At 69.4% G+C, this 13,426-nt stretch carries 13 protein-coding genes; 4 read left to right on the forward strand and 9 right to left on the reverse strand.

Annotated features, from left to right (window positions below; all coding sequences use genetic code 11):
- Positions 1-25 precede the first annotated feature (25 nt).
- Both ACFVMC_RS18145 and ACFVMC_RS18150 read left to right on the forward strand, forming a co-directional pair.
- Entirely contained in the window at positions 26-2,062 is a 2,037-nt protein-coding gene (locus ACFVMC_RS18145) for a hypothetical protein (protein WP_379211604.1), read from the forward strand.
- Between the two features lie 31 nt (positions 2,063-2,093).
- Positions 2,094-2,666: a dienelactone hydrolase family protein gene (locus ACFVMC_RS18150; protein WP_379211606.1), complete on the forward strand. Its 573-nt coding sequence runs from the start codon at positions 2,094-2,096 to the stop codon at positions 2,664-2,666.
- On the opposite strand, the gene ACFVMC_RS18155 is transcribed toward ACFVMC_RS18150, so the two are convergent.
- Positions 2,663-2,962, reverse strand: a complete 300-nt coding sequence (locus ACFVMC_RS18155) for a nitroreductase/quinone reductase family protein (RefSeq protein WP_379212398.1) — start codon at positions 2,960-2,962, stop codon at positions 2,663-2,665. The two genes, ACFVMC_RS18150 and ACFVMC_RS18155, sit on opposite strands and share 4 nt — an antisense overlap.
- Before the next feature lie 12 nt (positions 2,963-2,974).
- Between ACFVMC_RS18155 and ACFVMC_RS18160 the strand changes: the two genes are divergently transcribed.
- On the forward strand, positions 2,975-3,097 hold the full coding sequence (locus ACFVMC_RS18160; protein WP_379212400.1) for a hypothetical protein: 123 nt from the start codon (positions 2,975-2,977) through the stop codon (positions 3,095-3,097).
- A 3-nt stretch (positions 3,098-3,100) separates the two neighbouring features.
- On the opposite strand, the gene ACFVMC_RS18165 is transcribed toward ACFVMC_RS18160, so the two are convergent.
- Positions 3,101-4,228 (reverse strand): M24 family metallopeptidase, encoded by a 1,128-nt coding sequence (locus tag ACFVMC_RS18165; RefSeq protein ID WP_379211608.1) that lies wholly within the window; start codon positions 4,226-4,228, stop codon positions 3,101-3,103.
- A gap of 63 nt (positions 4,229-4,291) precedes the next feature.
- On the opposite strand from ACFVMC_RS18165, the gene ACFVMC_RS18170 reads away from it, so the two are divergent.
- Positions 4,292-5,245, forward strand: coding sequence for a 5'-3' exonuclease H3TH domain-containing protein (locus tag ACFVMC_RS18170; protein WP_379211610.1), 954 nt, complete (start codon positions 4,292-4,294; stop codon positions 5,243-5,245).
- 60 nt (positions 5,246-5,305) lie between these two features.
- Here the strand turns inward: ACFVMC_RS18170 and ACFVMC_RS18175 are convergent, their stop codons facing one another.
- The 7 genes from ACFVMC_RS18175 to ACFVMC_RS18205 all read right to left on the reverse strand — a co-directional run bounded on the left by ACFVMC_RS18175 (position 5,306) and on the right by ACFVMC_RS18205 (position 13,316).
- Positions 5,306-6,091: a DUF4333 domain-containing protein gene (locus tag ACFVMC_RS18175; protein WP_379211612.1), complete on the reverse strand. Its 786-nt coding sequence runs from the start codon at positions 6,089-6,091 to the stop codon at positions 5,306-5,308.
- Positions 6,092-6,243: 152 nt separating this feature from the next.
- Positions 6,244-8,937 (reverse strand): DEAD/DEAH box helicase, encoded by a 2,694-nt coding sequence (locus ACFVMC_RS18180; protein WP_379211614.1) that lies wholly within the window; start codon positions 8,935-8,937, stop codon positions 6,244-6,246.
- Between the two features lie 3 nt (positions 8,938-8,940).
- A complete protein-coding gene (gene tatC / locus ACFVMC_RS18185) occupies positions 8,941-9,882 on the reverse strand; it encodes a twin-arginine translocase subunit TatC (RefSeq protein WP_379211616.1) in 942 nt (313 codons plus the stop codon).
- A 75-nt stretch (positions 9,883-9,957) separates the two neighbouring features.
- A complete protein-coding gene (gene tatA, locus ACFVMC_RS18190) occupies positions 9,958-10,218 on the reverse strand; it encodes a Sec-independent protein translocase subunit TatA (protein ID WP_379211618.1) in 261 nt (86 codons plus the stop codon).
- Positions 10,219-10,324: 106 nt separating this feature from the next.
- The gene (locus ACFVMC_RS18195; protein WP_379211619.1) at positions 10,325-11,353 is read right to left on the reverse strand and encodes a 2-dehydropantoate 2-reductase; all 1,029 of its coding nucleotides are present in this window, start codon (positions 11,351-11,353) and stop codon (positions 10,325-10,327) included.
- Positions 11,350-12,324 carry a helix-turn-helix transcriptional regulator gene (locus ACFVMC_RS18200; RefSeq protein ID WP_379211621.1) on the reverse strand — a complete coding sequence of 325 codons (975 nt, stop codon included), beginning with the start codon at positions 12,322-12,324 and terminating at the stop codon, positions 11,350-11,352. Before ACFVMC_RS18200 ends, ACFVMC_RS18195 begins: the two co-directional genes overlap by 4 nt.
- Positions 12,321-13,316: a helix-turn-helix transcriptional regulator gene (locus ACFVMC_RS18205; RefSeq protein ID WP_379211622.1), complete on the reverse strand. Its 996-nt coding sequence runs from the start codon at positions 13,314-13,316 to the stop codon at positions 12,321-12,323. The genes ACFVMC_RS18200 and ACFVMC_RS18205 overlap by 4 nt, the downstream gene beginning before the upstream one ends.
- Between the last annotated feature and the right edge of the window lie 110 nt (positions 13,317-13,426).

A 13,426-nucleotide genomic window follows, 5' to 3' on the forward strand; every position in this document is an offset into this window, starting at 1 on the left:
GCGATTTCGACTATTCTTGCCCCGTGTGAGCGGTCCCGATCTCGGCCTCGGTTCGGTGGCGCTGCGCGCGGGTTCGACCTTGGCGAAACCAGTCGGCACGGCGGCCTGGCGGAAGCTGCGCCCGGACATCTCGCCGCCCGCCCTGGCCCGGTGCGCCGACGAACTCGCCGACCGGATCCGCGCCCGGGAGTTCGAGCAACTGGATGAATTACGGGCCGGCGCAGACGCTTTCATCGATCTCCGACTACTCGCCCTCTTGGCTTTCGGCGAAGTCACCGGCCGAGGCAGCGCCGGCTCGGCCCACACTGCCGAACTCGAAGTGCTGCTGCGTTACCGGCCGCATCGGATGCCGTCTGCCGCCCGGCCCGAACCCGCGATCTTCCCACTCACCGAACTCGGCCACCTCTACCTCGATCGCGGTCACCCCCGGCTGATCCTGATCGGCGACGGCGGAGCGGGCAAGACGGTCGCGGCAGTTCGCCTGCTACTCGACATTCTCCGAGCACGGTCGGGCATGGCCGATTCGGCGCGTGCACTGACGCCGGTCCCGGTCCGCGTCGACGCCGCCGGGTGGGACGGCAGCGGACAATTCGACGAGTGGCTCTGTGCCCGGCTCGCCGAGCACCATTCGCTTCATCCACGAGTCGCGCAAGCCCTGATCGACAGCGGCCGCATACTGCCGATCCTCGATGGGCTCGACCGGATGGACCAGGGCACACGGCCCGTATGGGCCGGGGTCACCGTGGACAAACTCAACGAACCGCCGTGGCGCAACCGGCCCGTCGTAGTGCTGTGTCGCACCGCGACATTCGATGCGCTACGCGACCATCGGCACGACGGTGGCCTACACGGCGCCGACCTGATCATCCTGCAGCCCCTGTCGATCGAACTGATCCGAGCCCACCTGCATCGCACGATGGACGATATCGGCATCCCCGATCAGCCGAGTCCGTGGACGGCACTGGATTCCGCACTGCGCGACGACGATCCGGACGGCGCGGCAACCCAGGTCCTGAGTAATCCGTGGATGCTCAACCTCGCGGTGACCGCACTCCGGAACGGCATCCCCGTCCCATCGGCCACCGCCGACAATCCTTCGGAGCTGCGTCTGGACCTCATGGCATCCCACACACCAGCGGCGATCGGCGCCACCCGACGCGTCGGTGACGCGGTCGACTACACCGAATCCAAGGTGTGCCGGTGGTTGACCTCGATCGCCGCATACCTGGAATCCCGCCAGGAAACCGGCTGCACGCTCGACACCGTGTGGCGGCTGGCCGGAAACCTGCGGTGCAGGGCACTGCACGCCACTGCCGTTGCGGCTCTGGTACTCGTTCTGGGCCTCGTGGCCCTGGTGCCCGAATCCGGTCGGCCGCCGGTCTGGCCGACCGCGATTCCGATACTCCTCGGTGTGCTCGTGGCAAGCCTGGGCGCACGCCCCCATCGCATGGCATGGCGTGTGCCGGAGCGAACCCGTTGGCCGCGTGGCATTCTCGCCGGGGCGACCGCCGGGCTCGGCGTGGGTGCCTGCGCCGGTGTCGCGCTCTGGCGCACATACTCGCTGCCGATCGGCGTCGTCGCCGGTATCGCTGTCGCCGTCCTGGCCGGGACCGGCATCGGCACGCTCGCCGCTCTCCTGGTGACCGGCACTGAGCGCACCGCACTGGGCCATACCCCAGGTGCGGTCATCCGCCACGACGTGCGAGCCGGCTTGCTCATCACTCTGCTCGTGTTCCCCAGCATCGCCGCCACGACCACGCTCGGCACCGTCATTCCGACGACAAACCAGCACCCTGGGCACCCGCTGCTGCCCGAGGTGCTACTCGGACTTCGACTCGGCCTGGCGGCCGCTGTCGCGCTGTTCGCCTGTACCGCTCTCGCGGCCGGTCGCTACGCCACCGCCTGCCTGCTCTTCAAGTACATCGACAAGTCCATGCCCGCGCGGCCCGCACGCTTTCTCGAATGGTCCCGCCGCGCGGGCCTGCTCTGCACCACACCCGCCGGTTACGAATTCCGCCATGCCGACTATCGCGATTGGCTCGTCCGCGACGGGGTGCGATAGTTCTCCGCTGCCGCTGGCACGATGGACCACCATGAACATCATCCTGTTTCATTCCGCGTGCGGGCTGCGGCCCGCGGTGCGGGCGGCCGCCGACCGGATGCGGGCGGGCGGGCATACGGTGCACGTGCCGGATCTGTACGACGGGCGGGTAGCCGACAGTGTCGAGGCGGGGATCGCGATCCGGGACGAGATCGGGCAGGACGAACTGCTGCGGCGGGCGGTGGTCGCGGCGGCGCCGCACTCCGACAGCGGGCTCGTGTACGCGGGGTTCTCGCTGGGCGCCTACTTCGCGGGCAGCGTCGGGCTGGCCGACGTGAAAGCGTGCGGTCTGCTGCTCCTGCACGGCACTTCCGATGTGCCGGAGGATGTTTCGGTGGACCACCTGCCGGTCCAACTGCACGTCGCCGACCCCGACCTGTACGAACCCGACGACTGGCTCAACAGCTGGTACCTGGACATGCAGCGGGCCGGCGCCGACGTCGAGGTCTACCGCTACCGCGGCGCGGGCCACCTCTACACCGACCCGGACCTGCCCGACTGGGACGCCGAAGCCGCCGAGCGCACCTGGAAACTCGCGCTCGGCTTCCTCGACACCCTGGGCTAGTCCTCGGGCCGGAGCAGGATCCGGATGGTCAACAGGTCGGTTCCGAGCAGCCGAACCTTCACCCGCACAGCCGGATTCGCGAGGAGGTTCCGTACGTACTGCGAAGCCTGTCCGTGATCGCCGACCATCCAGAACGTCTGATCGACGATCCGGCCGCCCACCGGGGTCTGCCGGGGCAGTCCGGAACAAACAGACCATCTACCGCTGGTGGCCGTCGAAAGGGGCGGTCCTGCTCGAGGCCCGAGTGGGCACACCTGAAGACGCCCGACCCCGACACCGGCGACCTGCGAGCGAATGTCGCGGCCTTTCTGACCGCGACCTTCGCCGCGTCGTCCGCACCACCGGCGGCCGGTCTGCTCCGCGCGATCCTGTCCGACGCCCAGCACGATCCCCAGGTCGCGGGGCGGCTCGCGGATTCCCTGTGCCGGTGAACTTCAGAGCACCGTGAGACCGTGCGGGCGGGTGTTCATCGATTCGCAGCCGTCGGCGGTGACGACGACGATGTCCTCGATGCGGGCGCCCCAGTCGCCGCGGAAGTAGATGCCGGGTTCGATGCTGAAGGCCATGCCCGGCGCGAGAGGCAGGGAGTTGCCCTCGACGATATAGGGCTCCTCGTGCACCGAGAGGCCGATACCGTGGCCGGTGCGGTGCACGAACGCTTCGCCGAAACCGGCTTCCACCAGCACATTTCGCGCGGCGGCGTCGACGGCCTCGGCGGTGACGCCGGGACGGACGGCGGCCACGGCGGCGGCCTGGGCGCGTTCCAGGGCGGCGAACTTCGCGGCGATCGCCGCCGACGGTTCACCCATGCTGTAGGTGCGGGTGGAATCGGAGTAGTAGCCCGGGTCGACCGGGCCGCCGATATCGATGACCACGACATCGCCGGATTCGATGCGGCGCTCGGAGACGCCGTGGTGCGGATCGGCGCCGTGCGGGCCGCTGCCGACGATGACGAACGCCGCCTCGGTGTGGCCCTCCTCGACGATGGCGGCCGCGATATCCGCGCCGACCTCCGCCTCGGTGCGCCCGACCCGCAGGAACTCACCCATCCGCGCGTGTACCCGGTCGATCGCCGCACCGGCCCGCCGCAGCGCCTCGATCTCGGCCTCGCCCTTGATCATTCGCAGATCACGCAGCACCGGGGTGGCCGAGACCGGCAGCCCCGAGGTGGACTGCGCGAGGGGAATCAGGTGCAGCGCGGGCATCGCGTCGGCGACCGCGACCCGGGAACCGGCGTGCAGCGTGGAGCGCACCAGCTCGTAGGGGTCGACGCCGTCCACCCAGTCCAGTACCCGCAGGCCCAGCTCGCCCGCGGCGGAACCGGACAGCGCCGCCAGCTCCAGTTTCGGGATCACGACCGCCGGTGTGGCCTTGTCGGCGGTGATGACCAGGCAGGTCAGCCGCTCGAACGATTCGGCATCCGACCCGATCAGATATCGGAGATCCGGTCCGGGGGTGATGAGCAGGGCGTCCAGTGACGCCGCCCGCATCAGCTCCACCGCCCGTTCCAACCGCTCCCGGTACACCTCCGCCGCGAACCTGGCCTTCGTCTGCGAACTCATAGTGTTCGACGGTACTCGTCGCACGCGCCGATCGTGTCGGCCCGAGCGAGTAACCTCGGCTCCGTGACATCAACCGGCGGTCCACTCCTCCTGCTCGACGGCGCCAGCCTGTGGTTCCGGGCCTTCTACGCCATCCCGGACAAGATCACCGCGCCGGACGGGCGCTCGGTCAACGCACTACGCGGTTTCACCGATATGGTCGCATCGCTGATCGTCAAACATGCGCCCAGCCGACTGGTCGTGGGCCTGGACCTGAATTGGCGTCCTCAGTTCCGCGTCGATCTGGTGCCCTCGTACAAGACGCACCGCCTGGACACTTCGGCGGCCCCGGGCACCGAGGAGGTGCCCGACCTGCTGACACCACAGGTGGAGATGATTATGGAGGTGCTGGCCGCCGCGGGCATCGCGACCGGCGGCGCGGACGGTCTCGAGGCCGACGACGTGCTCGGCACCCTGGCCAGTCGGGAGAGCACCGACGAGGTGGTGGTCGTCAGCGGCGACCGCGATCTGCTGCAACTGGTCCGCGACAGCGCCCCGCCGGTCCGGGTCCTCTACGCGGGTCGTGGCCTGGCCAAGGCCGAGCTCTTCGGCCCGGCCGAGGTGTCCGCGAAATACGGTGTGCCGCTGGAGAACGCGGGCCCCGCCTACGCGGACATGGCCACCCTGCGCGGCGACGCCTCCGATGGTCTGCCGGGCGTCGCCGGTATCGGCGACAAATCCGCCGCCACCTTGATCAGCCGCTTCGGTTCACTGGAGGCCCTGGTCGCCGCGGTCGACGATCCGGACGCGGAGCTGGCCGCGGGCATCCGCGCCAAACTGCGCGCCGCGCACGATTATCTGAAGGCCGCCGCACCGGTGGTGCGGGTGGTCCGCGACGCCGAGGTGAAACTCTCCCGCGCCGATCTGCTGCCGGTCACCCCCGCCGATCCCGATCGGCTCCGCGAACTCGCCACGGCCTACAACGCGGAAAGCCCGATCGCCCGGCTGATCACCGCGCTGGGCGCACGCACCGCGTAATCATCGGCGCCGCAACCCCTTCGGCGCCCCCGCCGAAACGGGGGCTGCCGGGGCGAGGCGTCAGTTCGGGCGGCCGACCTCGTAGGTCCCGTCCTTGTCGGTGATCTTGAGGTTGACCTTCTTGTCCTCACCGCTGACCTTGAGCGAGCACTCGAAGGTCGCGCCCTCCTTCACCTCCTGGCCCGACGGGCAGGACACGTCGGTGACATCGGTGATGCCGTAGGAGTCGGTGAGCACCTTCTTGACACCGTCCTGGACCGCGGACTGGTCCAGCTTGTCCTTGGCGGTGAGCAGCAGCACGCCGGTGACGATCGCGCCGATCAGCACGACACCACCGATCGCCAGGCCGATGATCAGGCCCTTGTTCTTCTTCTTGCCGGGCGTTTGCTGCGGCAGCTGCTGACCGGCCTGGCCCCACTGCTGCTGGGGCTGCTGCCCCCACTGCTGCTGTTGACCGGACTGCTGGCCCCAATCCTGCTGGCCCTGCTGTTGCTGCTGCCCCCAGTCCTGCTGAGGTTGCTGCTGGCCCCAATCCTGCTGCGGCTGTTGGCCCCACTGCTGCTGACCACCGGTATTGGGTTGCCACTGCTGCTGTTGCTGCGGGCCGGACTGCTGCCCCCACTGCTGCTGGCCACCGGACTGCTGCTGCGCACCCCACTGCTGCTGTTGCTGCTGCGGAGTCTGGTCACCCCAGTGCTGGGTGGGCTGGGCAGCCTGGCCGCCGGGCTGCTGACCGCCCCACTGCTGCGTCGGGCCGGCCTGGCCCGGGTTCTGATCCGCTCCCCAGTGCTGGGTGGGATCGTTGCGTCCCTCCCCGGGATCACTCGGTCCAAACGGGCCGCTCATCTTGCCTCCACTCGCATCGTTATACCTACGGTAGCCCCCCGCGCGAGCCTCGTCGCCATGCGACTACTCCACGGTCGGTACGCGAAAGAAATCAAATCACAATCGAATCCGACATGTCCGTTGCCGCGCGTTACCACGGTACGCCGCCGAGCTCACGCCGCGTCCACGGCGACGACGCCGCGCCGGATCGCCCGCACCGCCTTGGCCGCCGTGCCCGCCACCTCGACATCGTCGGCGGTGTTGTGGATCTGGTCGAGCAGATCGATGACCTGCCGGCACCAGCGCACGAAATCACCGGCCGAGAGCGGACTGCCCTGATCGCCGCTGGCCAGCAGCGATTCGGCCAGGCCGTCACCGTGCGCCCACTTGTAGACGCCGGTGACGAAACCGAGGTCGGGTTCACGCGTGGGCGAGAGCTTGTGCCGGGCCTCGTCGGTGCGCAACCGACTCCAGACACCGACGGTGGCGCCGACCGCGCGCCGGATCGGCTCGGTCGGGCCGCTGACCCCGAGATAGCCGCCCTCCTGACGGGATTCGTACACCAGCGTCGACACCACGGCCGCGAGCTCGGCCGGGCCCAGGCCGCGCCACAGCCCCTCGCGCAGGCATTCGGCCACCAGCAGATCGGCTTCGGCGTAGATCCGGGCCAGCCGGCGGCCGTCCTCGGTGACCTCGCCCTCGTGCACGAAACCGCGTTCCTCGAGCAGTCCGAGGATCCGATCGAAGGTGCGCGCCAGCGAATTGGTGGTGGCGGCGACCTTCTGCCGCATGGCCTCGGTTTCGCGCAGCACCCGGTTGTAGCGCTCGCCGATCCGGGCCATCTGTTCCCGATCGGGCCGGGCGTGCGCCGGATGCGCGCGCAGGGTGCGGCGCAGCGTATCCAGTTCGCGATCTTCGGCAGCCGCGGCGCGCTTGTCCCGACGCCGCCGCCCGGGCGGCTCGATCCCGGTGCCGCGCAAGGCCGAGGCCAGATCGCGGCGGGTTCGCGCGGTGCGGTGGTCGACCCGGCGGGGCAGCCGCATATGCCCGAGCGCCTCGGCCGGCACCGGGAAATCCGCCACCGAGACCCGCCCGGCCCATTTGTCCTCGGTGAGCACCAGCGGACGCGGATCGCCCGGCGTCGCATCGGGTTCCAGGATCACCGCGAGCCCCTGGCGCCGCCCGCTCGGAATGGCGACCACGTCGCCGCGGCGCAGCCGGACCAGCGAATTCACCGACGCGCCGCGCCGATCGGAGCGCTTCTGCTGCTCGAGCGACCGCTCTCGCTGCTTGATCCGCTCACGCAGCGAGATGTACTCCAGGAAGCCGCCTTCCTCCGCGCCGAGCTGCGAGCTCAGCTTGCGCAACTGGCCCTCGTTGCGTTCGATCCCGCGCACCAGCCCGACCACCGAACGATCGGCCTGGAACTGCGCGAAGGACCGTTCCAGCAGGGCCCGCGCCTCGGCGGCGCCCATCCGGTCGATCAGGTTGATCGACATGTTGTAGCCGGGCTTGAACGAACTGCGCAGCGGATAGGTGCGGGTGGAGGCCAGACCGGCCACGGTGCTGGTGTCGACCTCGGGCTGCCACAGCACCACCGCGTGGCCTTCGACGTCGATGCCGCGCCGCCCGGCCCGGCCGGTGAGCTGGGTGTATTCGCCGGGCGTCAGCTCGGCGTGCGCCTCGCCGTTGAATTTGACCAGCCGCTCCAGCACTACTGTGCGCGCGGGCATGTTGATACCCAATGCCAGTGTCTCCGTGGCGAATACGGCCCGCACCAGACCGCGCACGAAGAGTTCCTCGACGGTGTGCCGGAACGCGGGCAGCATGCCCGCGTGGTGGGCGGCCAGCCCGCGATGCAGCGCCTCGCGCCACTCCCAGTAGCCCAGCACCTCCAGATCGCCCTTGGGCAGATCGCCGGTGTGCTTCTCGATGATCGCGTCGACCTCGGCGGCCTCCTCCGGGCGGGACAGGTCCAGGCGCGAGCGCAGGCACTGCGCCAGCGCGCCGTCACAGCCCGCGCGGCTGAAGATGAACGTGATCGCGGGCAGCAGCCCTTCCGCGTCCAGCTGGGCCAGCACCTCCGGGCGCGGCAGCGGGCGGAAATCCCGACGCTGACCACCGCCGCCACGATGCCGCGGCGCCCAGCCGTTCATCCGATCGGCGGACTCACGCTGCCGGATGTAGCGCACCAGATCCTCGTCGACCAGCACCTTCTGCTCGCTGGAGCTGGAATCGAACAGGTCGAACATGCGCCGCCCGACCATCACGTGCTGCCACAGCGGCACCGGGCGGGTCTCGTCGACCACCACGGCGGTGTCGCCGCGCACGGTCGCCATCCAGGCGCCGAACTCCTCGGCATTGCTGACCGTCGCCGACAGGCTGACCAGACGCACGTCGGCCGGCAGATGCAGGATCACTTCCTCCCACACCGCGCCGCGGAACCGATCGGCCAGGTAGTGCACCTCGTCCATGACCACATACGACAGCCCGCGCAGTGCGTCGGAGCCGGCATAGATCATATTGCGCAGAACCTCGGTGGTCATCACGACCACGGGCGCGTCCGGATTCAGCGACTGGTCACCGGTGAGCAAACCCACGCTGTCACGGCCGTAGCGCTCGGTGAGATCGGCGAACTTCTGGTTCGACAGCGCCTTGATCGGCGTGGTGTAGAAGCATTTTCCGCCGGAGGCCAGCGCCAGGTGCACCGCGAATTCGCCGACGACGGTCTTGCCCGCGCCGGTCGGCGCGCACACGAGCACGCCGTGGCCGCCCTCGAGGGCCGCGCATGCCTGGCGCTGGAAGGGATCGAGGGAGAAGCTCAGTTCGGCGGAGAACTCGGCCAGCTCGCCCTGGGGATCTGTCACATTTCAGAGCGTATCGGAGTAGTCCGACACCGGTCGCGTGGATTTTCCGGCGGGTTCGGAGATCGACTCCGGGTCCGCGATGGGCTCGGGCTGCTCGATCGTCGCGGTCTCGTCGTCGGCGAGCTCGGCCTCCCGGCGCGCCTTGCGGCGATCGTTGAACCGGGCGAACTGCACCGCGACCTCGAACAGCACGGTCAGCGCCAGCGCCAGCGCCAGCATCGAGAACGGGTCCTGCGGTGTCACGATGGCCGCGAAGACGAACAAGCCGAAGATGATCCCGCGCCGCCACGCCTTGAGCCGTTCGTAGGTGAGCACGCCGATCAGATTCAAGCCGACGATGATCAGCGGCGTCTCGAAGCTCACACCGAAAATAATCAGCAACTGGATGATGAAGCCGAAGTACTGCGTACCGGACAGCGCGGTGATCTGGACGTTGTCGCCGATGGTGAGCAGGAAGTCCAGGGCATGGGCGACAACGACATACGCGAGCACGGCGCCCGTCGCGAACAGCACTGTGCCGGAGCTGACGAACCCGACCGCGTACTTGCGTTCCTTGGCGTAGAGGCCCGGGGTGATGAACGCCCACAGCTGATACAGCCAGATCGGCGCGGCGAGCACGACACCGGCGGTGAAACCGACCTTCAACCGGAGCATGAACTGCTCGAACGGAGCGGTCGCGAGCAGGCGGCAGGCGCCGTCGGGGCTCAGTGCGGCGCGCGCGGAATCCGGCAGCGCGCAGTAGGGGCCGCGCAGGATCTCACCGAGGCTGTCCATCGCGAAGAACGAGTGCGAGTACCACAGGAAGCCGATGATGGTGGTCAGCAGCACGGCCGCGAGCGAGATCAGCAGCCGGGTCCGCAGTTCCTGCAGGTGTTCGACCAACGACATGGTGCCGTCGGGATTGGTCCGGCGCTTGCTGTGGCGGGGATCGAACGGGATTCGCATAGGTGAGGTAGGCCCCTGGGTCTGAACAGCACGGAACCGGGCGAGCGGAACTCACCCGGGGTAAAGCATCCGGCTCTACAGCGACTTCGACTCGGGCTGCGCCTGCGGCTGCGCGACCGGATTCGCGGGCTGCGCGGCGGGCAGCTGCTGCGGGGTCGCCTGCGCGGCGGGCGTGGTCGAGGCGCCGCCCTCGGTCTGCATCTGGCTGACCTCGCTCTTGAAGATGCGCAGCGAGCGCCCCAGACCGCGAGCCGCGTCGGGCATCCGCTTCGCGCCGAAGAACAGCACGAAGACGGCGGCGACGATCAGCCAATGCCAGATGCTGAACTGGCCCATGGTGTACCTCCCAAGACTGTGGTCTTTCCGATGCTACCGGACTGTGAGCGGCGAATTTGTCCGCCCCACCGCACGAACGCCCCGGTAAATCGGCGTTTGCCGGGTGTTAACGCTCGGCCGCGGCCCGGAGCTGTTCCAGGAGTTCGGGCCCGGTCCAGGTCCGCCGGTCGCCCTGCTCGGCCGCCACGATCAGCTCGATGAGCCGCTGATTCACCGGCGTCGGCAGCCCGACCATCTGGCCCAGGCCGACGATCTCGCCGCACAGCCAGGAGATCTCGGTCTTGCGGCCCAGCGCCAGATCGTCGGCCATGGACGAGCGCGCCATCGGATCGACCGCCAGCACCCGCGCCGCCAGCCGCCGGAAGACACCGTCCGGCACGGTGAGCAGCGTGGTCATCAGCTCGGGCGGCAGCGGAGTGAGCCGCGCGGGCTGGATCCGCGCCCGGCGCATGGCGGCGAGCGCTTCGCGCTGGGCCAGCGCCAGACAGCGGCGATAATCGCGGTCGGCGAGTTCCTCGCGCAGCGGCCGCCCGGACAGCGCGTTGATCGGATTGTTCAGATTCAGCAGCAGTTTCGCCCACTGCACCGGCAGCAGATTCGCGTGCCGCCGCCAGCCCAGCCCGGACCGGGTGAACAGTTCGCGGAATCCGGTCAGCGCCGGATCGTCCTGGATGGCGATATCGCCGTCGGTGCCGCGATGGAACCACCCGCGCGGATGCTGCACGACATTGAACATCACCATCCCGGCCAGCACGATGCAGGTCGGCACGATCTCGCGGATCACCGCGTCGTTGCCGATCCCGTTCTGCAGGCTCAGCACCACGGTGCCCGGCCGGATCCGGCCGGGCAGCTGCCGCACCGCGTCCGCGGTAGCCGCCGATTTCACCGTGACCAGCACCAGATCCGCGGACCCGGCCGCCTCCGGTGTGGTCGCCACCGCGAAATCGGCGCGGTCCACGAGCACCTCGCCGCCGTCCAGCTCGGTCAACCGCAGCCCGTCGGCGCTGATCTCGTCGAGTACCCGCGGCCGCCCGACGAAGGTGACCTCGGCGCCAGCGGCGGCCAGCCGGCCACCCACGAAGACACCGATACTGCCCGCGCCGAGCACCAGCACGCGTAGTCGCTCCGCGCTCACGAAGCCTCGTAACCCGCGGCGGCGTAAGCGGCCAGTGCGGCATTGGAGCGTTCCCGCACGGCAGCGACCAGTTCCGGCGGGCCGAGCACGCTCACCCCGGCCCCGAAGCCGAGCAGCAGCCGGGCCATCCAGTCCAGGGTGGCGAAACGCATGGTCGCCTCCAGACTGCCGTCCTCGTGCACCGCCATCCGGTGCATCGGGTACTGGTCGAGCACCCAGCCGTAGTCGGGTCGCACCAGCAGTCGCGCCAGCGGGACCGCGGGGTCGTCCTGGAACAGATCCAGGGCGGCGGCCGCGGCGGTGGCGTGGCTGGGCGGACGGGCCGGTTCGTCGAGTTCGGTGGCCGCCTCGATCCGGTCGAAGCGGAACAGACGGACTCCCTCGGCCTCACGGCACCAGCCCTGGAGGTAGCTGTTGTTGTCCACCAGCACGATCCGGATCGGATCGACGACGCGCTCGGACACCACATCGCGACTGGCCGAGTAGTAGACGATCCGCACCGCGCGCTTGTCGGCCAGGGCCGTGCGCACGGTCGCGACCGCGTCCTTCCCCTCCGGCTCCGCCACCGCAGGTGCGGGCACGAGATGACCGCCGGTGATCGCCGCCTCGATCTTGGCGATGGCGGCCTGGGCGGCGGTCGGATCGACCATGCCGGGCATATCGACGATCGAGCGCAGCGCCACCAGCAGCGCGGTCGCCTCGGTCGAGGTCAGGCGCAGCGGCCGCTCGATGCCCGCCGAGAAGGTGACCTCGATGCTCTCCTCGGAGAACGACAGATCGATCAGATCGCCGGGCCCGTAACCGGGCAGACCGCACATCCACAGCTGGTTCAGATCGCTCATCAGCTGTTTGGTGGTGACGCCGAGATCGGCCGCGGCATCGGCCGCGCTGATCCCGGGGTTCGCGACAAAATACGGGATCATATTGAGCAGACGCGAAAGCCGCACGGACAGACGGGAATTCGTGCTCACGACAGCGCCACCTCGGTCCGGTCGAACACCGAGCGCAACCGCGCGACCACATCGGCGCGCAGATCCTCGGGCGCGAGCACCAGTGCGTCCGGGCCGAGGCCGGTGATCAGGCGCGCCAGCCAGTCCCGCGACCGGATCGGCACCTGGACCACCATCCCGCCGCGCCCGCCGAACACCCGTTCCTCCACGACCTGGCCGAGCCGCCGGATCTCCTGACCGCGACCGTCGGCCACCCACACCGTCGCCGAGCCGCTGACCGGGCTGTGGCTGGTCACCCGGTCGACTATGGCGCGCAGGTCGATGTCGTCGGGTTTGCGGACGGTATTGCGCGGGCCGTAGGCAGCGACCTCGTCCCCGATCCGGGACAGCCGGAAGCTGCGCACATCGTCGCGGTCCCGGTCGTGCCCGACCAGATACCAGCGGCCGTGCCGGGTCACCACACCCCACGGTTCCACGTCGCGCATGAGATAGGGCGCGTTCACCGCGCCGCGATGCTCGAACCGCACCGCCTGCCCGGCATCGATGGCCGCGAGCAGTTTGCCCAGCACCGGTTCGGACCCGCGGGTGCGGGCGGGCACGGCGGGCGCCGCCACGGCCACATCGGCTTCGACGTGAATGCCCGCCGCGCGCAACTTCAGCAGCGCGCCCTCGGCGGCCGCCGCCAGTTCCGGAGACTCCCACATCTGCACCGCGACCGCCACCGCCGCCGCCTCCTCGTCGCTGAGCCCGATCTCGGGTAGCTCGTAGGCGTCGCGGTTGATGCGGTAGCCCTCCAGGCTCGAGTACCGGCTCACCGGCCCGATCTCCAGCGGAATGCCCAGGTCACGTAGTTCGTTCTTGTCCCGCTCGAACATTCGGCTGAACGCCTCGTCGCTCGCGGACTCCTCGTACCCCGCGACACTGTCCCGAATCCGCTCCGCGGTCAAGAACTGCCGGGTCGACAACAGCGCGATGACCAGATTCATCAGCCGCTCGACCTTGGATATCGCCACCCGGTAGAGCGTAATCGCCCCGAGCCAGTGGTTGCACGGCGGCGCACGAATCGCTGCGGAGAGCCGACCTGCGCCGTCGCGCTTATCGTCCGACGGCGCACGAATCGGTA

Source organism: Nocardia sp. NPDC127579, assembly GCF_042672005.1.
Taxonomy (GTDB): Bacteria; Actinomycetota; Actinomycetes; order Mycobacteriales; family Mycobacteriaceae; genus Nocardia.